At 49.9% G+C, this 22272-nt stretch carries 22 protein-coding genes; 8 read left to right on the forward strand and 14 right to left on the reverse strand.

Annotation, left to right across the window (positions count from 1 at the left end; all coding sequences use genetic code 11):
- Window position 1: 1 nt before the first annotated feature.
- The 9 genes from atpF to mioC all read right to left on the reverse strand — a co-directional run bounded on the left by atpF (window position 2) and on the right by mioC (window position 7339).
- Window positions 2–472: a F0F1 ATP synthase subunit B gene (gene atpF, locus AJE_RS09005; protein ID WP_008950596.1), complete on the reverse strand. Its 471-nt coding sequence runs from the start codon at window positions 470–472 to the stop codon at window positions 2–4.
- A gap of 39 nt (window positions 473–511) precedes the next feature.
- Window positions 512–754, reverse strand: coding sequence for a F0F1 ATP synthase subunit C (gene atpE, locus AJE_RS09010; RefSeq protein WP_008606215.1), 243 nt, complete (start codon window positions 752–754; stop codon window positions 512–514).
- Between the two features lie 43 nt (window positions 755–797).
- Entirely contained in the window at window positions 798–1640 is an 843-nt protein-coding gene (gene atpB / locus AJE_RS09015; protein WP_008950597.1) for a F0F1 ATP synthase subunit A, read from the reverse strand.
- Between the two features lie 14 nt (window positions 1641–1654).
- Window positions 1655–2029 (reverse strand): ATP synthase subunit I, encoded by a 375-nt coding sequence (locus AJE_RS09020; protein WP_008950598.1) that lies wholly within the window; start codon window positions 2027–2029, stop codon window positions 1655–1657.
- A 133-nt stretch (window positions 2030–2162) separates the two neighbouring features.
- On the reverse strand, window positions 2163–3038 hold the full coding sequence (locus tag AJE_RS09025; protein ID WP_008606210.1) for a ParB/RepB/Spo0J family partition protein: 876 nt from the start codon (window positions 3036–3038) through the stop codon (window positions 2163–2165).
- A 25-nt stretch (window positions 3039–3063) separates the two neighbouring features.
- The gene (locus AJE_RS09030) at window positions 3064–3861 is read right to left on the reverse strand and encodes a ParA family protein (RefSeq protein WP_008950599.1); all 798 of its coding nucleotides are present in this window, start codon (window positions 3859–3861) and stop codon (window positions 3064–3066) included.
- Window positions 3862–3892: 31 nt separating this feature from the next.
- The gene (gene rsmG / locus AJE_RS09035) at window positions 3893–4519 is read right to left on the reverse strand and encodes a 16S rRNA (guanine(527)-N(7))-methyltransferase RsmG (RefSeq protein WP_008606208.1); all 627 of its coding nucleotides are present in this window, start codon (window positions 4517–4519) and stop codon (window positions 3893–3895) included.
- A 16-nt stretch (window positions 4520–4535) separates the two neighbouring features.
- Window positions 4536–6425 (reverse strand): tRNA uridine-5-carboxymethylaminomethyl(34) synthesis enzyme MnmG, encoded by a 1890-nt coding sequence (gene mnmG, locus AJE_RS09040; protein WP_008950601.1) that lies wholly within the window; start codon window positions 6423–6425, stop codon window positions 4536–4538.
- Window positions 6426–6877: 452 nt separating this feature from the next.
- Window positions 6878–7339 (reverse strand): FMN-binding protein MioC, encoded by a 462-nt coding sequence (mioC, locus tag AJE_RS09045; RefSeq protein ID WP_008950602.1) that lies wholly within the window; start codon window positions 7337–7339, stop codon window positions 6878–6880.
- A 162-nt stretch (window positions 7340–7501) separates the two neighbouring features.
- Here mioC and AJE_RS09050 point away from each other — a divergent pair, with 162 nt between their 5' ends.
- The 4 genes from AJE_RS09050 to AJE_RS09065 all read left to right on the forward strand — a co-directional run bounded on the left by AJE_RS09050 (window position 7502) and on the right by AJE_RS09065 (window position 11697).
- Window positions 7502–9283: a DEAD/DEAH box helicase gene (locus AJE_RS09050; RefSeq protein WP_176714605.1), complete on the forward strand. Its 1782-nt coding sequence runs from the start codon at window positions 7502–7504 to the stop codon at window positions 9281–9283.
- 132 nt (window positions 9284–9415) lie between these two features.
- Window positions 9416–9838: a thioredoxin TrxC gene (gene trxC, locus AJE_RS09055; protein ID WP_008950604.1), complete on the forward strand. Its 423-nt coding sequence runs from the start codon at window positions 9416–9418 to the stop codon at window positions 9836–9838.
- A gap of 98 nt (window positions 9839–9936) precedes the next feature.
- Complete coding sequence (locus AJE_RS09060) at window positions 9937–10428, forward strand: YbhB/YbcL family Raf kinase inhibitor-like protein (RefSeq protein ID WP_008950605.1); 492 nt, start codon at window positions 9937–9939, stop codon at window positions 10426–10428.
- Between the two features lie 93 nt (window positions 10429–10521).
- Window positions 10522–11697 carry a YbfB/YjiJ family MFS transporter gene (locus tag AJE_RS09065; RefSeq protein WP_008950606.1) on the forward strand — a complete coding sequence of 392 codons (1176 nt, stop codon included), beginning with the start codon at window positions 10522–10524 and terminating at the stop codon, window positions 11695–11697.
- 22 nt (window positions 11698–11719) lie between these two features.
- Here AJE_RS09065 and mnmE read toward each other — a convergent pair whose 3' ends face one another.
- From mnmE to rpmH, 5 genes are all read right to left on the reverse strand, one after another.
- On the reverse strand, window positions 11720–13081 hold the full coding sequence (mnmE, locus tag AJE_RS09070) for a tRNA uridine-5-carboxymethylaminomethyl(34) synthesis GTPase MnmE (RefSeq protein ID WP_008950607.1): 1362 nt from the start codon (window positions 13079–13081) through the stop codon (window positions 11720–11722).
- Between the two features lie 341 nt (window positions 13082–13422).
- Entirely contained in the window at window positions 13423–15060 is a 1638-nt protein-coding gene (yidC, locus tag AJE_RS09075; RefSeq protein ID WP_008606190.1) for a membrane protein insertase YidC, read from the reverse strand.
- 3 nt (window positions 15061–15063) lie between these two features.
- Window positions 15064–15327 (reverse strand): membrane protein insertion efficiency factor YidD, encoded by a 264-nt coding sequence (gene yidD, locus AJE_RS09080; RefSeq protein WP_008606189.1) that lies wholly within the window; start codon window positions 15325–15327, stop codon window positions 15064–15066.
- Entirely contained in the window at window positions 15282–15650 is a 369-nt protein-coding gene (gene rnpA / locus AJE_RS09085; protein ID WP_008606188.1) for a ribonuclease P protein component, read from the reverse strand. Before rnpA ends, yidD begins: the two co-directional genes overlap by 46 nt.
- Window positions 15651–15669: 19 nt before the next feature.
- A complete protein-coding gene (rpmH, locus tag AJE_RS09090) occupies window positions 15670–15807 on the reverse strand; it encodes a 50S ribosomal protein L34 (protein ID WP_008222343.1) in 138 nt (45 codons plus the stop codon).
- A 440-nt stretch (window positions 15808–16247) separates the two neighbouring features.
- On the opposite strand from rpmH, the gene dnaA reads away from it, so the two are divergent.
- Genes dnaA through gyrB form a run of 4 tightly spaced genes read left to right on the forward strand, consistent with a single transcriptional unit; the run spans window position 16248 to window position 22268 of the window.
- On the forward strand, window positions 16248–17618 hold the full coding sequence (gene dnaA / locus AJE_RS09095; protein WP_008606186.1) for a chromosomal replication initiator protein DnaA: 1371 nt from the start codon (window positions 16248–16250) through the stop codon (window positions 17616–17618).
- 12 nt (window positions 17619–17630) lie between these two features.
- A complete protein-coding gene (gene dnaN, locus AJE_RS09100; protein WP_008950609.1) occupies window positions 17631–18734 on the forward strand; it encodes a DNA polymerase III subunit beta in 1104 nt (367 codons plus the stop codon).
- Window positions 18735–18747: 13 nt separating this feature from the next.
- Window positions 18748–19848 (forward strand): DNA replication/repair protein RecF, encoded by a 1101-nt coding sequence (gene recF, locus AJE_RS09105; RefSeq protein ID WP_008950610.1) that lies wholly within the window; start codon window positions 18748–18750, stop codon window positions 19846–19848.
- 2 nt (window positions 19849–19850) lie between these two features.
- Window positions 19851–22268 (forward strand): DNA topoisomerase (ATP-hydrolyzing) subunit B, encoded by a 2418-nt coding sequence (gene gyrB, locus AJE_RS09110; RefSeq protein ID WP_008606183.1) that lies wholly within the window; start codon window positions 19851–19853, stop codon window positions 22266–22268.
- The last annotated feature ends 4 nt before the right edge of the window (window positions 22269–22272 follow it).

Genomic DNA, 22272 nt, shown 5'->3' on the forward strand with positions numbered 1-22272 from the left:
ATTACAATTCCTGAACCAATTTTTCCAAAATGTCGCTGTGAGCAGCGTCATCAATTTCGCGTTGCAGAATGCGTTCAGCACCTGCTACCGCCAGAGAGGCAACTTGTTTACGCAATTCTTCGCGTAAACGGCTACGGTCCGCTTCAACTTCAGCACGAGCTTGTTCAAGAATTTGCTCACGCTCAGCATTGGCTTTGGCAACCGCTTCATCAATCATCTTGCTTTCACGCTTACGCGCTTGTTCGATAATGGCTGAAGCCTGTTCTTTTGCCTCACGCAGATATTCTTTAGCTTTATCTTGCGCTAAGTGCAGATCTTTTTCTGCACGATCAGTCGCGGCTAAACCATCTGCTATTTTTTTCTGGCGCTCTTCAATCGCTGCATTGATTGGTGGCCACACAAATTTCAGTGTAAACCACACAAATACGGCCATTGCAATCGACTGACCTAATAGGGTTGCGTTAATATCCACAACGAGCCTCCTTAAAAATTACGTTATTGGGGACTCAAATTAACCTACGAACGGGTTTGCGAATAACAGTAATAAGGCAACACCAACGCCGATCATAGAGATCGCATCGATCAGACCTGCAAGGATGAACATTTTAGTTTGTAACTGTGGAGCCATTTCTGGTTGACGAGCAGAAGCTTCCAGAAAACGGCCACCCATTAAGGCGAAACCAATTGCAGTACCGATGGCAGCAGTAGACAGGATAATGGCTACAGCGAACAAGGTTGCGATTTCAATTGTCATGTTGTATCTCCAAGTTTAATGTTAAAGGTTAAAACAAAAATTATTAATGCTTTTCTGCTGCCATGCTCAAGTAAACTATCGTGAGCATCATAAAGATAAAGGCTTGTAAAACAATTACTAAGATATGGAACACAGCCCATACAAAGTGTAACGGTAATTGTGCTAAGCCTACTAAAGCGATAAGTAAGAAAATAACTTCGCCAGCATATAGGTTTCCGAATAAACGTAAACCTAAGGAAATGGGCTTAGCCAATAAGGTTACTAACTCTAATACTAGGTTAAAAGGAATTAACGACCAGTGATTAAATGGTGTAAAAGATAATTCTTTGGCAAAACCACCTAAACCTTTGTAATAGATTGAGTAACCAAGAATTAGAATAAATACGCCTAGAGCTAAACCTAAGGTGATATTCACGTCTGTCGTAGGAGCAATTTTCATGTAGCTCCACTTATGTGCCATAATTTGCTCTAAAAAGCTGTAATCAGCAGCATATTCAGGTAAACCCGGAGTGTAAAACATCACACCGAAGAAACCCGCGACAACTGGAAACCAATCCACTGGTACTAGTTTCATCAGGTTCATTAAGAATATCCACATGAAGATAGTTAATGCGATAGGTGCTATTAACTTGTCTTTTACATGAAAGGTTTCCTTAACGTTTTTGCCGACGAACTCAACGATCATCTCTACAAAACATTGGAATTTACCAGGTACACCTGCAGTAGCCCGACGGCCCACCCAAGCGAATGAAATAATAAATATCGTACCTAGGATAATTGACCATCCAAGTGAACCAACGTTGACGGCCCAAAAGCCTTCACCGATAGTTAAATCACTAAGGTGGTGATTAATATACCCTTGGACGGAAATGTTGCTATCAGCCATTTTTCATCCTAACTTTAATGTTTAAAAAAAACTGCTGCGGACCATTGCGCCACGGTTGCTAAGCTAAAGCCAATGATAAAAGCACTGGCTGCAACCTCTTGTTTTAATACAATGACAAACAAGACAATGGTTAAAATAAGTTTAAACGAATGCCCTTTTACCAGAGCCATTTTCGCTTGTTGTGCGTTGCTCAGTGCAAATTTGCTAAAGGCAATCAACGCAAAAACTAAATTTGTTACTGCTGCAATAATACCACCTTTCAAGGCAGATAAAGCAGCGAGAGCATCACTGTATAACGCAAAAAGCAGAGCCGCAAAAGCCGCTACAACAAATTGAAAAAGGACTAGCTTGTAAGCAGCAAGTCTAACTTGTTGCGGTTCTGGTTGCATTACAACTCCAGTTTCACAATTTGCCATTTAATCAGGGCAAAAAAACTGCGGCAAGTATACTGAACTGGCCTTGTTTTGCAACAAAAAGCGGCTACAACTATAGTCCTGTCGCTGATTTGTAAACAGAACGCCACTAGTCGTTTTGCTGGGCTTTCAGTTTCTGCAAAATGCCGTCCAGTTCATCCAGACTGTTATAGCTGATCAGTAAACTGCCTTTACCTTTCTTGTTGTAATCAATTTGTACCGGTGCCGCAAAATGTTCACTCAGTTTCAGCTCCAGCGCGGCAACATCCGGATCCTTTTCACGCGGCGTTTTCGCCGGTGCCGGCTCCAGAATGCGGCGCACCAGATTTTCGGTATCGCGCACTGTCAGCTGCTTTGCTGCCACCAATCTGGCAGCGTCAGACTGGGCATCACCGTCCAGTGCTAACAGCGCACGGGCATGCCCCATCTCGATATCGCCATGCTCCAGCAGTAGTTTCACATCGTCGTTTAACTGATTTAGCCGTAACAGATTACTCACTGCGGCGCGGGATTTACCGACCGCATCAGCGACTTGTTGGTGGGTTAATTCAAATTCGGTCAGTAAGCGCTGCAGCGCCACGGCTTCTTCCATGGCGTTCAGATCTTCACGCTGGATATTTTCAATCAGCGCTATGGCGACTGCGGCTTCATCCGGCACATCCTTGATCAAACAAGGCACCTCGGCCAGTTGCGCCAGCTGCGATGCCCGCCAGCGCCGTTCACCGGCAATAATTTCATAGCGGTTTTCAGCCAAGGGCCGCACCACTATCGGTTGGATAACACCCTGGGCTTTAATTGAATTGGCCAGATCTTCCAGCGCATCCTGCGACATATCTTTGCGAGGCTGATATTTACCGGGCTGTAAAAACTCAACCGGGATCTTTTGAAGCTCCGAATGTTCGCGGGCAGGGGCGGCAGCGGCAGGTTTACTGGCAGTCAGCAGCGCATCAAGTCCACGACCTAAACCACGTTTTTTCAAAGACATGCGATTAAATAATCCTTATATGCTGTTACTGAGCGACCGCACCGGCAACAGGCTTTTTCTTTTCGGAACGACGCAGAATTTCACCGGCCAGCGCCAGATATGCTTTGGCACCGGTAGAGCTTTTATCGTAATACATCACCGGCGCGCCAAAACTGGGCGCCTCGGCCAGCCGCACATTACGCGGGATCACCGCGCGGTAGACTTTGTCACCAAAATGCTGCTTTAACTGCTCGGAAACATCGTTGGCGAGCCGGTTGCGCGGATCGTACATGGTGCGCAGTATGCCTTCGATTTTCAGTTCCGGATTAACCACTGAGGCCAGTTTGTTGATGGTATCGACCAGCGCCGTTAAGCCTTCCAGTGCAAAGTATTCGCATTGCATCGGTACTAACACACTGTCAGCGGCTGACATTGCATTCACGGTTAACATATTCAGCGAGGGCGGACAGTCGATAAAAATATAGTCGTAACTGTTTTTGTAAGCTTTCAGGGCGTTACGCAAACGTAATTCGCGGGCAAACACATCCATTAGCCGGACTTCAGCCGCAGTGACATCGGAGTTAGCGCCAACCAGGTGATAGCCGCCGCTGGTGTCTTTTACCACGACTTCCGCCAGCGGTTTTTCATCAATCAGTAATTCATAGGCGGTGGCAGCCAGTTCGTATTTATCAACACCACTGCCCATGGTGGCGTTACCCTGCGGATCCAGATCGATCAACAACACCCGGCGCTTGGTGGCCGCCATTGAGGCAGCCAGATTCACCGCAGTGGTTGTTTTACCCACTCCACCTTTTTGGTTTGCGATTGCGATGACTTTGCCCACGGCTTCCCTCTTGCTGTTCAGACTTTGCTTGCTAGGCTTTGCTCAGCACCACAAGATGCCGCTGCGCATCCAGTTGCGGTACCTGCAACGGATGGATGGCGTCTACTTTAACAAAATCCGGCAAAGCTGCAATTTCTTCTTGCACCGCTGCCCCTTTCATTGCGAAAAAGCGGCCGTCTGGTGTCGGTAAATGCCGGCACCAATTCAGCATATCATTCAAAGAGGCAAATGCCCGGCTGATCACACCGTCATAACCCTGCAGCGGTTGATGATCTTCAACCCGGCTTTGCAGCGGGTGGATATTCTGCAGCTGCAACTGCATTTTCACCTGATTTAAAAATCGGATCCGCTTACCCAGACTATCCAGCAAGGTAAATTGCTTTTCCGGGTAATAGATTGCCAACAACACCCCGGGTAACCCCGGTCCGGTACCGACATCGATAAAATGCTGGCCAATCAGAAAAGGGGCTACTACCAGACTATCCAACACATGTTTGATCAGCATCTCTTCCGGATCCCGGACTGATGTCAGGTTATAGGCGCTATTCCACTTATCTAATAGCGTAACATACTGAATACATTGCGCTAACTGTGTCTCTGATAAGGTTAAATCACTTTGCGCGACCAGAGTGCGCAACCTAGATAACAACTCAGCCATAGATCCTTAATTCCGCTTAAGCGGTTTTACGCAGTAAACCCTGCTTTTTCAGATAAACCAGTAATAACGAAATCGCCGCCGGGGTAATACCGGAGATCCGTGATGCTTGCCCTACCGTCTCCGGCTGGGTTTGATTTAATTTGGTGACCACTTCGTTTGATAACCCTTTTACCTGGCTGTAATCAAACTTAGCCGGTAGCCGCGTTTCTTCATTACGCTGTTGTTTGGCGATCTCATCCTGTTGCCGGTTGATATAGCCTTCGTACTTGATCTGGATCTCAACCTGCTCTGCCGCTACCGGATCCGCCAGTACCGGGCCTAAGCTATCAATGGCCAGTAGCTGCTGATAGGTGACTTCCGGGCGACGGATCAATTCTTCCAGGCTGGCTTCTCGGGTCAGAGGTGTTTTCAGTAACGTATTAACCTCTGCTAAGGCTGGATGTTGCGGATGGATCCAACTTTGCCGTAAGCGCTGCCGCTCCAGTTCGATCTGTTCCATTTTCTGGTTAAAGGCTGTCCAGCGGATATCATCAACCAAGCCCAGTTCGCGGCCCTTGGCAGTTAAGCGGGCATCGGCATTATCTTCACGTAACATCAGCCGGTACTCAGCACGGCTGGTAAACATCCGGTACGGTTCTTTGGTACCCAAGGTGGTCAGATCGTCAACTAGTACGCCGAGATACGCCTGATCGCGGCTGGGTGACCAACCCTCCTGTTCTTTGCCATAGAGGGCGGCATTAACACCAGCCAGCAGACCCTGCGCGCCAGCTTCTTCATAGCCGGTTGTGCCATTGATCTGGCCGGCAAAGAATAATCCTTTAATAAATTTGGTTTCCAGCGTCGCTTTCAGATCGCGTGGATCAAAGAAGTCATACTCAATGGCATAGCCTGGCCGGGTAATGTAGGCATTTTCCATACCCTTGATTGAACGCACGATCGACAGCTGTACATCAAAAGGCAAACTGGTGGAGATACCGTTTGGATACAATTCGTGGGTCGTCAGGCCCTCTGGCTCGATAAAGATCTGATGTTTATCTTTATCAGCAAAACGCATGACCTTATCTTCAATCGATGGGCAATAACGTGGCCCTATGCCTTCAATAACACCGGTATACATAGGTGAGCGATCCAGATTATCGCGGATCACCTGATGCGTCTGTTCGTTGGTGTAGGTAATAAAACAAGGGATTTGTATCGGATGATCGCTTTGCTTGCCTAAAAATGAGAATACCGGAGTAGGGGTATCACCAGGTTGTGCCTGCATCACAGAAAAATCCACGGAACGGGCATCGATTCTGGGTGGGGTACCGGTTTTTAAGCGATCTACCCGAAATGGCAGCTCACGTAAACGTCTGGCCAGGGCGATCGACGGCGGATCACCGGCTCGGCCACCGGCAAACTGCTCTAAACCAATATGGATCTGACCACCTAAAAAGGTACCGACTGTCAGTACTACTGACTTGGCTTCAAAGCGTAAACCCATTTGGGTAACCACGCCTTTGACCTGATCCTGCTCTACGATCAGATCATCACAGGCTTGCTGGAAGATTTTCAGATTGGGCTGGTTTTCCAGCATTTGGCGAATTGCAGCACGGTATAACTGGCGATCAGCTTGGGCACGGGTGGCTCTGACTGCCGGGCCTTTTGAGCTGTTCAGGGTACGAAACTGGATCCCGCCTTTATCTGCTGCAATGGCCATAGCGCCACCTAAGGCATCAATCTCTTTTACCAGATGGCCTTTACCAATACCGCCAATGGCCGGATTACAGGACATTTGACCCAGGGTTTCAATATTGTGTGTCAGCAATAAGGTAGACAAACCGGTGCGAGCTGCAGCCAGCGCGGCTTCAGTACCTGCATGGCCACCGCCAACGACGATCACATCGAAAGATTCCTGATAGAGCATGCTTGCCTCGATCTGTTACCAATAAAAAATAGGGCACATATTGTAGCCTGATCCGCATCGGAGTGAAATGGCTAAAACCGGATCGGGATCCCGATTAATATATATAGGATCTTTTTAGATCTTTTCTGTTATTACTCTTATTAGCTAAGGGCTTTGCGGTGGATAAGGCATTTTTTATAAAAAGGATCAGTAGCTTATTAAGGATCAGATCCTGTGATCAAGCTTGGATCTGAGCGGGTCTAACCCTTGGATAAGATCCTTACTTATCCACATAGTCGCTTTTAAATAAAGTTATATTTTGGATAAATACAGCTTGTTAGGCAGTAAACAGCACGGTTATCAACAGGTGGCTAGCGAATTGGTATTCTTTGTGGGTAATTTGAGGATAACAGGATCATAAGATCGGCAAAGCCAGGGCTGATAGGGTTTTGCCGGATCCTAAGTTGGGATCGTCAGGCGTTTTCTGCGCCTGTGGATCCGGATAAGCTGTTGATAAATTGTGGAAGCCAGACCAAGGCTTGATCTTCTGGTAGCTCTGGATCCTGAGCATCAATATCCAGCCCAGGTAACAGACAACGTGCGCCCTTTAGTTGCAGTAGCGCGGCGATTTTCGCCCCTGCCAGACAAAAAGTATCGTAACTGGAATCACCTAAAGTGATCACAGCATAAGAAAGTGTGGTAAGATCGCCCTGATCTTGTGCTAATTGATCCGCAAAGGGTTGAATATTATCAGGCAGATCTCCTGCGCCATAGGTGGATGTAATCACTAACCAGATAGCATGCTGGTTTAGCTGATTGAGTTCGGGTTTCAGATGCGTTGTAACGTCATAGCCCGCTTGTACCAGTGTTTCAGCAACTTGTTCTGCCACATATTCCGCTGCGCCCATTTGGCTGCCGACGAGGATTTCGATCATTTGTGCCTCTTGCCAGTGAAATGATTGGCTATACTACTGGAATAAAATTGAATAACGCTAGCGCTGTTTATTCGATTTCGCGTTTTTACTGCATTGCAGGCATAGTAGAAACGACAATTGCACGACCACTGAGCCTGCGTGTTATTGAGGTTAAAACAAAGTATGTCTGACTCTATGTCATTTTCCCAGCTAATGCTGCCGGAGCCCCTGGTACGTGCTGTCACCGAACTTGGATATGAAACCGCATCGCCAATTCAGGCGGCTGCCATCCCCAAATTATTAGCTGGCGAGGATGTCCTTGGCCAGGCGCAAACCGGTACCGGTAAAACCGCCGCCTTTGCCCTGCCATTATTAGCCCGGTTAGATCCGGCGCAGAATGATCCACAAATTCTGGTACTGGCGCCAACCCGCGAGCTGGCGATCCAGGTCGCCGAAGCCTTTCAGGCTTATGCCCGCTATATGCCAGCCTTTCATGTGTTGCCGTTATACGGTGGCCAGAGCTATACCAATCAGTTGAAATCGCTGAAACGCGGTTCACAAGTTATTGTCGGTACACCGGGCCGGATCCTGGATCACCTGGATCGCGGCACCCTTAAGCTGGATAAGCTACGTGCCATCGTGCTGGATGAAGCCGATGAGATGTTGCGGATGGGCTTTATCGATGATGTGCAAACCATTATGGATGCGACGCCTGCCGGTCGTCAGGTGGCGATGTTCTCTGCGACAATGCCAGCCCCGATCCGCGCTATTGCCCAGAAGCATCTAACCAATGCCGAAGAAATTAAGATCGCCTCGAAAACCAGCACAGTGGAGCGGATTGAACAACGCTTTGTGATGCTGGATGCCAACCAGAAGCTGGATGCGTTAACCCGGCTGCTGGAAGGTGAAGAGTATGATGCCAGTATTGTCTTTGTGCGTACCAAAAGTGCTACCGAAGAAATTGCTGAAAAACTGGGTGCCCGCGGTTATGCGGTAGCCTGTTTAAATGGTGATATGAATCAGGCACACCGTGAGCAAACCATCCGCCGCATGAAAGCCGGTCAGCTGGATATTATCGTCGCCACTGACGTTGCCGCCCGTGGTTTAGATGTAGAGCGTATCAGCCTGGTAGTGAACTACGATATTCCTTATGACAGCGAAGCCTATGTACACCGTATCGGCCGTACCGGTCGTGCCGGCCGTGAAGGTAAGGCGATTTTGTTTGTGTCGCCACGCGAGCGTCGTTTACTGCGCACTATTGAATATGCGACCAAGCAGCCGATCGAGCAAATGAACCTGCCAACTGGTCAGGTGATTGAGCAAAAACGGATTGAAAGCTTCCGTGCCCAACTGGCGCAAACCATTGAAACCCAGAATCTGAGTTTCTTTGTTGATTTAATTAACGACTGGCGTGACAAGCTGGAAACCACTGATGCTGATATGGCGGCCGCACTGTTATATCTGGCACAGAAAGATCAGCCGTTAAATGTGGCTAAACAGTTCCCGGAATTACGTCAGCCGCATGCCCGCGCTGAACGCAATGATCGTGGTGGTGAGCGCCGTGATCGTCCGGAGCGTAGCTTTGGCGACCGTCCGGCCGGTGATCGGCCAGAGCGCGGTCCGCGTCAGCGTCGAGAGCTGCAGGGTGATTACAACACTTACCGCATTGAAGTAGGTAAAGAGCACGGTGTGCGCGCCGGTGATATCGTGGGTGCTATCGCCAACGAAGCCAATATTGATAGCCAGTTTATCGGTAATATCAAATTGTTTGACCATTTCAGTACTGTTGAGCTGCCGGCGAATATCCCGAATGAGATTTTCCAGCATCTGAAAAAGGTGTATGTGCGTAAGCAAAAACTGAATATTACCGTCGATACCGGTGCTGCACCGGCTGGTGAACGCCGTTCCGGCCCTGGCCCGCGTCCGGGTGCCGCGCCACGGGCTCCACGCAAACCGCGTGAATAATCCCTTTGCGATAACTTAACTGTTCAAGCCCCGCCTGCCGGGGCTTTTTTCTGCCTGTTGTAGGTTATCGCGTCTTTAAATTTGTGTCCGATCACCTTATATCTGCACTATCACCTGTTGCGGAGACTGCCGATGATTATTGCCTGCCCCCATTGCCATGCGCTCAACCGCTTACCTGCCGATCGCCCGCTGCAGGACGGCCGTTGTGGTAAATGTAAACATGCCTTGTTCAGCGGCCAGCCGCTGGAACTGACGGCAGCGAATTTTGCCGCCCATGCTGAAAAGTCTGAGCTGCCGTTGGTGCTGGATTTCTGGGCCAGCTGGTGTGGTCCGTGCCGCAGTTTTGCACCGGTATTTGCTTCTGCCGCTGCAGAGTTGGAGCCGCGCTTTCGTTTCGGCAAGGTCGATACCGAACAACAGCAAAGTCTGGCAGCGCGCTTTGCCATTCGTTCGATCCCGACCATTATGCTGATCCACCAGGGGAAGGTGCTGGCACAGCAAGCTGGTGCTTTACCTAAGGCGCAATTCTATCAATGGCTACAGCGTTACAGTTGAAAGTAAGTGGCCACTTACTACCGGCGTTGGCCGGATCTCTTGATCTGCGTCTTGTCGCGGCGTAAGGTAAGGCCAGCCTCTAAACCTGGGAGAGAATGATGAGTAACATCCGTTTTAGTCTGAGTAGTCCGGATCTGCAAGAAGGCCATTTTATGGCAAAAGATCAGGAATTTGATGGTTTTGGTTGTAGCGGCGCCAATATTTCGCCGGCATTGAACTGGCAGAATGCACCTGAAGGTACCAAGAGTTTTGCGGTAACGGTGTTTGATCCGGATGCGCCGACCTGTTCGGGTTTTTGGCATTGGCTGGTTAGCGATATTCCGGCGGCCGCTACCGGTTTGCCGCGTGGTGCCGGTAAAGGCAGCTTACCGCCGGGTAGCCGCAGTTTTACCAACGATTATGGTAGTAAAGACTTTGGTGGCGCCTGCCCACCGGAAGGTCATGGTATGCACCGCTATCAGTTTACGGTCTGGGCCTTACCGGAAGAAACCTTACCCGCCCCGGATGGCGCCAGTGCGGCGGTTGTCGGCTTTATGCTAAATGCGATGGCATTGGCTAAAGCGACCCTTACCGCGACCTATGCGCGTTAATTCGATACCGCACTAAGACTATCGGCGCATAGCCAGCGGATCTTGGATCGCCTAAGCTAAGATCCTGTTTACCAGGATCTTAGCGACTTCCTTTTGCTGCCATTACGCCTGAAAGTTCTGCTGGCCGGCTTTTTCAGTCAGTTACTCTGTCTCGGAGTGGCACGTTTCGCCTATACCCCCTTACTGCCACTGATGCAGCAACAAAGTATGCTGGATGACGCCAGTGGCGGTTATCTGGCCGCGGTAAATTACCTTGGTTATATGAGCGGTGCCTTATTGGCGGCCAGCCTGAACTCACTGGCACTAAAAGACCGCCTGTATCGCTTTGGTTTGCTGTTAGCGATTATCAGCACCTTGGGTATGGCACTAACGGAAAATATCTGGCTCTGGGCATTCTGGCGCTATCTGGCCGGGCTTAGCAGTGCCGGTTCGATGCTGATTGCCTCCGGCTTGATCCTGCACTGGTTATTGCAGCATAAGCTAAGAGCCGAGCTTGGGGTTCATTTTGCCGGGTTGGGGCTGGGGATTGCTCTTGCTGCACTGGCGGTTGAGCTGATGCTCTGGCTGGATTTTGACTGGCGGCAGCAGTGGTATTTATTAGCCTTACTCGGCGTAGCGCTGGCGGTACCGGCCTGGCGCTGGTTACCGCCGCCGGTTTTGACCGATACCAGTCAGCAACAGACTGCTATGCAGCCTGAGCCGGGCAGTCGTTTTATCCGTCTGATGTTATTCAGTTATTTTGGTGCCGGCTATGGCTATGTTGTCACTGCAACCTTTATTGTTACTATCGTTGAACGACTGCCGGGACTCACAGGCAGCGGCAATCTGGCTTTTGTGCTGTTGGGCTTGGCGGCGGCGCCAGCGGTATTAGTGTGGGATTTACTGGCCAGAGGTCTCGGTTTTCTGAATGCAATTATTCTGGCGCTGCTATTACAAACCCTTGCTATCGTTTTGCCGCTGACTGTGCCCGGACTTTGGCCCGTACTATTTAGTGCTGCGCTGTTTGGCGCGACCTTTATCGGGGTCGTCAGCTTAGTACTGACCATGGCCGGGCGTTTATACCCGACCAAGCCAGCGCGGTTAATGGGAAAATTAACGCTGGCCTATGGCTTAGCCCAGGTTATTGCACCGGCCATTACCGGCGTTCTGGCCAAAGCCACTGGTTCCTATCAACCCGGTTTGCTGCTGGCGGCTGGTTTTGTTGCGCTGTCTGCACTCTTGCTGTATTGGTTAAAACGCACTGACCAGACCTTAGCGCAGCTGCAGTAGTGGCTTAATGCTATTTACCGTACTATTTTCCGATACAAAAACTGGAAAATATCCGCCCCAGTAAATCATCCGAGCTAAATTCGCCGGTAATTTCATTCAGGTGCTGTTGGCTTAGCCGCAGCTCTTCGGCCAGAATTTCGCCGGCGATAAAGCTATGCAGTTGCTCCTGGCCTATTGCCAGATGCTCAGCGGCGCGGTTCAGCGCATCTAAATGGCGACGGCGGGCCAGAAAGCTGCCTTCGGTACTGGCATCAAAGCCAATACAACGTTTCAGATGTTCACGCAGCGCATCGATACCGGCACCGGTTTTCGCGGATAGCGGATAGACAGGCACGGCGGCCTGTTCGTCCGGTTGCAGACTTTCGCCGGTCAGATCGGCCTTGTTGCGGATCACGGTAATGCCTAAACCTGGCGGCAGGCGATCGATAAACTCCGGCCAGATAACATGAGGATCGGTATCAGCAGTGGTGGTGCTGTCGACCATAAACAGCACCCGATCCGCCTTGGCAATTTCCTGCCAGGCACGGGCAATGCCGATTTGCTCTACCTGATCCTCGGTATCACGTAAGCCGGCGGTATCGATAATATGCAGCGGCATACCGTCGATATGAATATGTTCGCGCAGTACATCGCGGGTGGTGCCGGCAATCTCGGTCACTATAGCCGCTTCGCGGCCGGCGAGGGCATTCAGTAAGCTGGACTTACCGGCATTGGGTCGCCCGGCGATGACCACTTTCATGCCTTCGCGCAGAATACTGCCCTGGGTGGCTTGTTTTCTGACCTGTGCCAAATCGTCGATAATCTCGGCCAGATCGGCGGCAACCTTGCCGTCAGACAAGAAATCGATTTCTTCATCCGGGAAGTCAATGGCGGCTTCGACATACATCCGCAGGTGAATCACTTTCTCGACCAGCTGATGAATGCGCTTGGAAAACTCACCCTGTAACGATTGCATGGCGCTGCGTGCGGCTTGCTCGCTGCTGGCGTCAATCAGATCGGCGATGGCTTCGGCTTGTGCCAAATCCAGCTTGTCATTTAAAAAGGCGCGCTCAGAAAATTCACCGGGGCGGGCGATCCGCACATTTGGCGTCTGCAAGACCTGGCGCAGTAACATATCCAGCAGTACCGGACCACCATGGCCCTGCAGCTCCAGCACATCTTCACCGGTAAAGGAATTTGGGCCGGGGAAGTACAGGGCGATGCCCTGGTCCAGTACCTGGTCTGTTGCGAAAAACGGCAAGTATTCCGCATAGCGTGGTTTAGGCAGGCGTTTTAGGATAGCAGCGGCCACGGTTTTACAGTCCGGGCCGGAGATCCGGATAATGCCAACGCCGGCCCGTCCGGGGGCGGTGGCGACTGCGGCAATGGTATCGGTACTAAACATCTTGACCTCGGTTAAACAAAAAAGCCTGTCAGATATAGCAGGGCGTGTTGACGTTTTCTGCTTAGATTTTGTTCGCACTGGCGGCGCTTTGATCGCGAAACGAGGAGCGCAGTTTAGTCATTCTAAATAAGTGACGAGTGCCAAAGAGCAAAGTGTCGCCAGCGCGAACCCTTCGGGCAGCGTTTGGCTGGCGTTTTTACTGCGTTATCGCTTGTTCATGTAGAATAACTACACATCACAAGCTCTGCCTTGTATAAACNCCAGCCAAACAGCTGCAAAAACAGCAGCAAACGTCAACACGCCCTAAAAGGCTCTGGAGTTACGTTTGCTGTGGGAGCAGATTAGGCTTTACGGGTATGTATGCCTTTCTTTTCCATACCTTTATAGATATACAGCATCTGAGCCAGCGAAATCAGGTTACTGACTAACCAGTACAGTACCAGACCACTTGGGAACCAGAAGAAGAAGATTGAGAACGCTACCGGCATCCACATCATCAGCTTCTGTTGCAGCGGATCTGTTACCTGCATCGGCGTCAGCTTTTGCATCAGGAACATACTGATACCAAAGAGTACCGGCAACACATACAGTGGGTCTTTTGCCGACAGGTCAGTGATCCACAGCATAAAGGGGGCGTGACGTAACTCGACACTCTCGACAAATACCCAGTATAACGCCAGGAAAATTGGCATCTGGATCAGCATCGGTAAGCAACCGCCCATCGGATTTACTTTTTCTTTGCGATACAGTTCCATCATCGCCGGGCCCATCTTCTGGCGATCATCTTTGTAGCGCGCCTGCAGCTCTTCAATCTTCGGCTTCAGGTTGCGCATCTTGGCCATGGACTCGTATTGGATCTTGGTCAGCGGATACATCAGGCCCTTCACAATCAGGGTGATGATGATAATGGCGACACCCCAGTTGCCAACAAAGCCCTGGATAAAGGTCAGTAACCAGAACAGTGGTTGTGAAATAAACCACAGGAAACCGTAGTCGACAGTCAGATCCAGACCATTCGCCAGCTGTGCCAGATTATCCTGATCTTTCGGGCCGGCATAGAACACGGCGCTAAGGGTCAGCGTTTGACCCGGATCGATATCCACGGCTTCACCGCGGGCACCAATCACGCCCTTGTTGCCACCATGCACCAGGCTGTATAGCTGGTTATTGCTATTGGCATCGGGGATCCAGGCAGAAACGAAATAGTGTTCCAGCATGGCAACCCAACCACCCTGGGTGCTAATTGCCAGGTTGGTCTTTTGCATATCGCTGAAATCATACTTTTTGTAGCGCTCGCTGCTGCTGCCATAGGCGGCGCCGCGGTATATCGGCATAAACATGCTGCTGCTTTCACCGTTATCGATGTTTTGCAGCAGGTGTTGGTAAGGTTGTACCGTTTTCACTTCATTGCTGTTGTTCACCAGCAAATATTCTACCCGGACATCATAACGGCCAGCGGTAAAAATAAAGCGTTTTTCAATTTGCAGGCCATTGTGGTCCAGATATAAAGGCACCACCAGGGTATCACCGCTTAAGGTAAACTCAGTGGCATCAGTACGGTACAGGGCGCGGCTACCGCTACGATCCGGACCATCACGGGCGGTTAAACCAGATTGGGCCACATATTCAAAGCCACCCAGCTGGCGCATCAACACGTAAGGTTCTGCGCTGCCTTTAGTCAGGGCATATTGTGGTAAAGTCAGGCCAACAATATCGCCGCCACGGGTGTCGATTTCCAGCTCCAGCACGTCGGTACGCACTTTCACCCGACGGGCAGTGGCTTCCGGTTGCACGGTCTGGCGTGGTCCTTCGTTGCTATCAACAAATAACGACGCAGAACTGCTGTCAGCGGCGGCTTGTTGCTGCTGTTGTACCTGCGGGACAGCCGGTTTAGGGCCATAATCTTTTTGCCATTCCTGCCAGAGGAAAAAACTGACGATTGCCAGGGCAATTATTAGAAAACTGCGTTGTGAATCCATGTGTTAGCTTTTCTCATTATGCTTATCAGGAACGGGATCTTCACCGCCCGGGTGAAGCGGATGGCATTTTAATATGCGTTTACCGGCTAACCAAGCCCCTTTCACGGCACCAAAGCGTTGAATCGCCTCGATCGCATAGTGCGAACAGGTGGGGTGAAAACGACAGCGTGGCCCCAGTAACGGGCTGATCACTAACTGATAGCCACGCACTAAACCCAGCATTAACCAGATGACAAAGCGGTGTATTGGCGAGCGATCTTCTGCCATAGCCGTTCCAGTTGTTTTAGTAATTCATCATTCGGGGTGTTACTGATATCCCCCTTTACCATGAGTACCAGATCAACAGCAGGAAGCTGGTGCTGATGCAAACGAAAGCTATTCCGCACACAACGTTTGATACGGTTGCGCTGTACGGCTAATTTAACACGTTTTTTAGCGATAGTAAGGCCAATTCGCGGCTGCGTTAACTGATTTGGCTTAGCAAGGATGGTAAACAGGGGAGAAGCAACCCGAAATGGGTTCTGGAAGACATTATCAAACTGACTGGGAGTTAACAGTCTTAACTCCCGGCCGAATTTGTAGCTGACCACGCAGCGTTTAACCGCCAGCTTAGGCAGTTAAACGTTTGCGGCCTTTAGCACGACGACGTGCTAATACCTGACGACCATTTTTAGTGGCCATACGGGCACGGAAACCGTGGTTGCGCTTGCGTTTTAACACGCTTGGTTGAAACGTTCTTTTACTCATAATTTCATCCGTCCGGTCGAAATATTTACTAAGGTTACCTGTGTTTTAGCAAATACACCAAAACGCAGCTGACAAAAATGAGCGCGAATTTTAAGTAGTTCGGTGGTGAAAGTCAATGCGATCCTCAGTTAAATATCCGATCTTCGGCTGATAGATCCTTGGCGATCCAAAGTTTTCCACAGGCTGCTGTCGTTAAATAGAACAAATTGTGAGTTACTTTTGTTTTTAACCAGAAATCACAGCTGTCTATGCGATCTATTCTGAAATAGAATAAGGCTAATAAATTTATAAAATACAGTTGCTTAGGTTTGTTTTCTTTTTCTCGCGGCTTTTTTTAAAAAGTCAATATTGCAGTTGTGGATAAGATAGTACGATAATGCGGTTTTGGCGTTTTACACCAGCCTATATCATTAATCATAATTCAGGCTTCAGGAGAGACGGTGTACCAGTCCGTTTGGCAAAATTGTTTGCAGGCATTGCAGGCAGAGCTACCCGCGCAGCACTTTAGTATGTGGATCCGCCCACTACAGGCCGACAGTTCAGCTGATGCGCTGACCCTTTACGCACCCAACCGTTTTGTGCTGGATTGGGTTCGGGAAAAGTACCTGAACCGGATCCTGGAGCTGATCCGCGATTATTGCGGTGATAATGCACCGCGGCTACGCTTCGATGTTGGCAGCAGCAATCAACAGCATAAAGTCACCGCGCCTGGCCCGGCTCTACAGAAAGTAGTAGCCGAAACGCCGGTTGCTGAGCCAGAGGTGCCTGAACCCGCCCCGAAAAGCATAGTGCGCTCTAATGTGCGCACTAACTATACTTTTGCCAACTTCGTTGAAGGTAAGTCGAACCAGCTGGCCCGGGCCGCTGCGTCGCAGGTGGCAGATAATCCCGGTACAGCCTATAACCCGCTGTTTATTTATGGCGGTACTGGTTTGGGTAAGACCCACTTATTACATGCGGTAGGTAACGGTATTCTGGCGAAAAAGCCTGATGCCAAGGTGATCTATATGCATTCTGAGCGCTTTGTGCAGGATATGGTGAAAGCGCTGCAGAATAACGCTATCGAAGAATTTAAGCGTTACTATCGCTCGGTTGATGCCTTACTGATTGACGATATCCAGTTTTTTGCCAATAAAGAGCGCTCGCAGGAAGAATTCTTCCATACCTTTAATGCCCTGCTAGAAGGTAATCAGCAGATCATTCTGACCAGCGATCGTTATCCAAAAGAGATCGACGGGGTGGAAGATCGGCTGAAATCCCGTTTTGGCTGGGGTTTGACGATTGCGATCGAGCCGCCAGAGCTGGAAACCCGGGTCGCGATCCTGATGCGAAAAGCGCAGGAAAACCAGATCCGCTTGCCGGAAGAAGTGGCGTTCTTTGTCGCGAAACGGCTTCGTTCCAATGTTAGGGAATTGGAAGGCGCCTTAAACCGGGTGATAGCCAATGCCAACTTTACCGGCCGGCCCATTACCATCGATTTTGTGCGCGAAGCGCTGCGTGATTTACTGGCGTTACAGGACAAGCTGGTCACCATTGAAAATATTCAGAAAACGGTAGCCGAGTATTATAAAATCCGGGTGGCGGATCTATTATCCAAGCGCCGTTCCCGCTCGGTTGCCCGGCCGCGGCAAATGGCGATGGCGTTGGCGAAAGAGCTGACTAACCACAGCTTACCGGAAATTGGCGATGCCTTTGGTGGCCGTGACCATACTACGGTATTACATGCTTGCCGCAAGATTGAGTCTTTGAAAGAAGAAACTCATGAAATTAAAGAAGATTTCCAAAATTTAATTCGTACTTTGTCCTCTTAACAGGGTGTTGTTATGCAATTTCTGATCAACCGTGACGCTTTACTTAAACCATTACAAATGGTCTCTGGTGCCATTGAGCGGCGGCATAACCTGCCGATCTTATCCAATGTGCTGCTGGACGTTACGGCTGATACTTTGTCGCTGACCGGAACCGATCTGGAAGTCGAGCTGGTGGCCAGCACCGAGCAGCTGCAGATCCAAAGTCCGGGCCGGATTACCGTGCCGGCAAAAAAGCTGCTGGATATTTGTCGCAGCTTACCGGAGCAAAGTGATATTCAGGTCGCGGTACAAGGCGAGAATTGCGTACTGACCAGCGGTAAAAGTAAGTTTACCCTGTCGACCCTTAGTGCTGCCGAATACCCGAATTTAGAGAGCTGGCAAGGTGAGGTTGAGATTAACCTCGGCCGGCAGCAATTGCGCAAGTTATTAGAAGACACCGCGTTCTCGATGGCGAATCAGGACGTACGCTACTATTTAAATGGCTTGTTGTTTGAAGTCGACAACGGCACCCTGACCGCAGTGGCAACCGATGGTCACCGGCTGGCGATGAGCACGCTGGCGTTACCTGCTGTTAGCGGGCAACAGAAGCAAATTATTATCCCACGCAAAGGTGTGTTGGAGATTATGCGCTTGCTGGCCAATGACGAGCAGCAAGTCAGCCTCAGTTTAGGGCAGAATCATATCCGTTTAACCGACAGCAGCTTTAGTTTTAGCAGTAAGCTGATCGATGGCCGCTTCCCGGACTACCGCCGCGTCTTGCCACGTAACAGCACTAAGCTGGTGACAGCACATCGCGCGGTGTTAAAAGATGCCTGTATCCGGGCGTCCATTTTATCGAATGAAAAGTACCGTGGTGTGCGTTTTACGCTCAGTAATCACGAAGTCCAGATCGTTGCCAATAACCCTGAACATGAGCAAGCGGAAGAAGTAATCGAAGTCGAGTATCAGGGCGACACTCTCGAGATTGGCTTTAACGTCGGCTATTTGCTGGATGTATTAAATACTCTGGCGACCGATTTGGTGATCTTGCATCTGAACGATTCTAATTCCAGTGCTCTGATTGAAGGGGTCGGCAACAATGGCGCGGCCTATGTTGTGATGCCGATGCGTCTCTGATTTTTACTCCGTTATGTCGCTGCTATTGCTGCAGGCGCAACAATTTCGCAATTTTGCGGAACTCAGTTTGCAGCCACATCCACAATTTAACCTGTTGGTTGGTGAAAACGGCAGCGGTAAAACCAGCTTGCTGGAAGCGATTTATTATCTGGCACATGGCCGCTCTTTTCGCACCAGCCGGCATCAGCGCTTAATTCAGCATGATGAGCCGGCCTTTGTGTTGCATGCCAAAGTCAGCAGTGCGGAGCAAGTACATAGTATCGGTATTCAACGAGAGCGGACTGCTGATTTACAGCTGCGCTTAAATGGCTCTGCCCAGTGTCGTCTGGCGGATATTGCTGAGTTGTTGCCGGTGCAGTTATTAACGCCGGACAGTTTTAAGTTGTTTTTTGGCGGACCCAAGGAGCGGCGGCAGTTTTTTGATATGGGTGTGTTCCACGTGGAACAACATTTTTTTGCCGTCTGGCTGCAGTTTAGTCGGGTACTTAAACAACGTAACGCGCTGCTAAAGCAAAGTCGGCAGTATAACCAGCAATTTGAATACTGGGATGCGCAGTTTGTGCAACTGGCCTGGCAACTGCAGGCGCTGCGGCAACATTATATTAGCTTGTTGCAAAATGCTTTTGCGGCATTAACCGATCAGGATAGCTTGCTGTCGACAGTAAGTTTACAGCTTTACGCCGGCTGGCCGGAGAAGCTGAAGACTAGTGCTGAGTTGCAGGAGTTGTTAAGCCAAAGTTTTCAGCAAGATTTGCGGTTGGGTTTTACCCAGTATGGGCCGCAGAAAGCCGATCTGCGACTGCGTAGCGCCGGCCACTCAGTTGAAGAAGTATTATCCCGCGGCCAGCTAAAAGTGTTATTATTTGCGCTTAAAGTTGCCCAAAATAACCTGATCGCAGGGAGTGGGCTAAAGCAGCCGATACTATTGATTGATGATCTGGCGTCGGAACTCGACCCCGGTTCAACAAAAAAGATTTTTGATTTTTTAACTAATATTAATTCACAGGTTTTTATAACTGCAATTAATGCTGACCAGGTGACACCCTTTATTGCTGCCGATTGCCGGCAAGTGTTTCACGTGGAACATGGTCAGATAACCAGCACGGACAGATAACGATGGCCGAAGAGCATAACTACGATTCCTCCAGTATTAAAGTATTAAAAGGTCTGGACGCCGTCCGGAAAAGACCAGGGATGTACATCGGTGACACCGACGATGGTACCGGTTTACACCATATGGTGTTCGAGGTAGTGGATAACTCTATCGACGAAGCCCTGGCTGGCTACTGCACCGATATCTGGGTTACCATCCACAGTGATAACTCGGTCTCGGTACGTGATAACGGCCGTGGCATTCCTACTGATATGCACGAAGAAGGCGTGTCTGCGGCCGAAGTTATTATGACGGTACTGCATGCTGGCGGTAAGTTTGATGACAACTCCTATAAAGTGTCTGGCGGCTTACACGGTGTCGGTGTTTCAGTGGTTAACGCCCTATCGGATGTGTTGGAACTGACTATCCGTCGTAAAGGGCAGGTACACAGCCAGATCTATCATCTGGGTGTACCGCAAGCACCATTAGCCGTAATTGGCGAAACGGAGGGCAGTGGCACGGCAATTCGCTTCTGGCCAAGCCCGACCATCTTTTCTGATATCAATTTCCACTATGACATTCTGGCGAAGCGGTTACGGGAGCTGTCATTCCTGAATTCCGGCGTCAGCATTATTCTGACCGACGAGCGCACGGATAAGACAGACCACTTTAAGTACGATGGCGGTATTGAAGCCTTTGTGCAGTACTTAAACCGCAGTAAGACCAGTATTCACCCTAAGGCGTTCTATTTTACTGATCAGCGCGAAGACGGCATTGCGGTTGAAGTGGCAATGCAGTGGAACGATAGCTATCAGGAAAATGTATTCTGTTTTACTAACAATATTCCACAGCGTGACGGTGGTACTCACTTAGCCGGTTTCCGCGGTGCTTTGACGCGGGTACTGAATACCTATATCGATCAGGAAGGCTACGCCAAGAAAATGAAGGTACAAGCCTCGGGCGACGATGCCCGTGAAGGCTTAACCGCAGTGATTAGCGTTAAGGTACCGGATCCAAAATTCAGCTCACAAACTAAAGATAAACTGGTTTCCAGCGAAGTACGCTCGGCAGTAGAAAGCGTTATGGCGGAAAAGCTGAACGAATATCTACTGGAAAACCCGGGTGATGCCAAGATTATCGTGGGTAAAATAGTGGATGCCGCCCGTGCCCGTGAAGCGGCCCGTAAGGCCCGCGAAATGACGCGTCGTAAAGGCGCGCTGGATATTGCTGGCTTACCCGGCAAATTGGCGGACTGTCAGGAAAAAGACCCTGCCTTATCTGAACTCTATATCGTCGAGGGTGACTCTGCGGGTGGTTCTGCCAAGCAGGGCCGCAACCGGAAAAACCAAGCCATCCTGCCACTGAAAGGTAAGATCCTGAACGTGGAAAAGGCGCGCTTCGATAAGATGCTATCGTCGCAGGAAGTCGGCACCTTGATTACAGCCTTAGGCTGTGGCATCGGCCGCGAAGAATATAACCCGGATAAAACCCGTTATCACAGTATCGTACTGATGACCGACGCCGACGTCGACGGTTCACACATCCGTACCTTGTTACTGACCTTCTTCTATCGCCAAATGCCCGAACTGATTGAGCGTGGCTATATCTATATTGCGCAGCCACCACTGTATAAAGTTAAAAAAGGCAAGCAAGAGCAATATATCAAAGACGAACCGGCGCTGGTGCAGTATCTGACCGCGCTGGCACTGGATGAAGCCTCATTACATGTGAACGAGAATGCGCCGGGGATCAGTGGTGAAGCGCTGGAAAAACTGGTGCAGCAGTATCATAAGGTGATGGCGGTCATCGATCGCTTAAGCCGCAAGATCCCGGTTAACCTGTTAACCGAGCTGATCTACGTTACCGGTTTAACTGCCGAACTGATGAAAGACCAAACCGCTGTTGAAGCCTGGGTAAAAACTCTGGCCAAGCGTCTGGATGATAAAGAAGGTGACGGTTCAATCTACAAGTACGCTGTGATTGAAGACCGTGAGCGCCACCTATTCCAGCCGAAGGTGATTATCCGTCAGCATGGTATCGATAATGAATATCTGCTGCATCACGACTTTATTAGCTCTCGGGATTACCTGAGTCTAGTTGCACTGGGTGATGAAATTCGTGACCTGATTGAAGAGGGTGGCTATATCCGCCGTGGTGAAAAGGTGAAGCCGGTAGAAACCTTTAAAGACGCCCTGGATTGGTTAATGACCGAGTCCAAGCGTGGTCTCTACATTCAACGCTATAAAGGGCTGGGTGAAATGAACCCGGAACAACTGTGGGAAACCACCATGGATCCGCAAAACCGCCGCATGTTGCAGGTAACCATTGAAGATGCCATTGGCGCCGATCAATTGTTTGCCACCCTGATGGGGGATCATGTTGAACCAAGGCGCGCCTTTATCGAAGAGAATGCGCTGTACGTCGCTAACCTCGACGTCTGATAAA

Source organism: Alishewanella jeotgali KCTC 22429 (genome assembly GCF_000245735.1).
GTDB classification, from domain to species: domain Bacteria; phylum Pseudomonadota; class Gammaproteobacteria; order Enterobacterales; family Alteromonadaceae; genus Alishewanella; species Alishewanella jeotgali.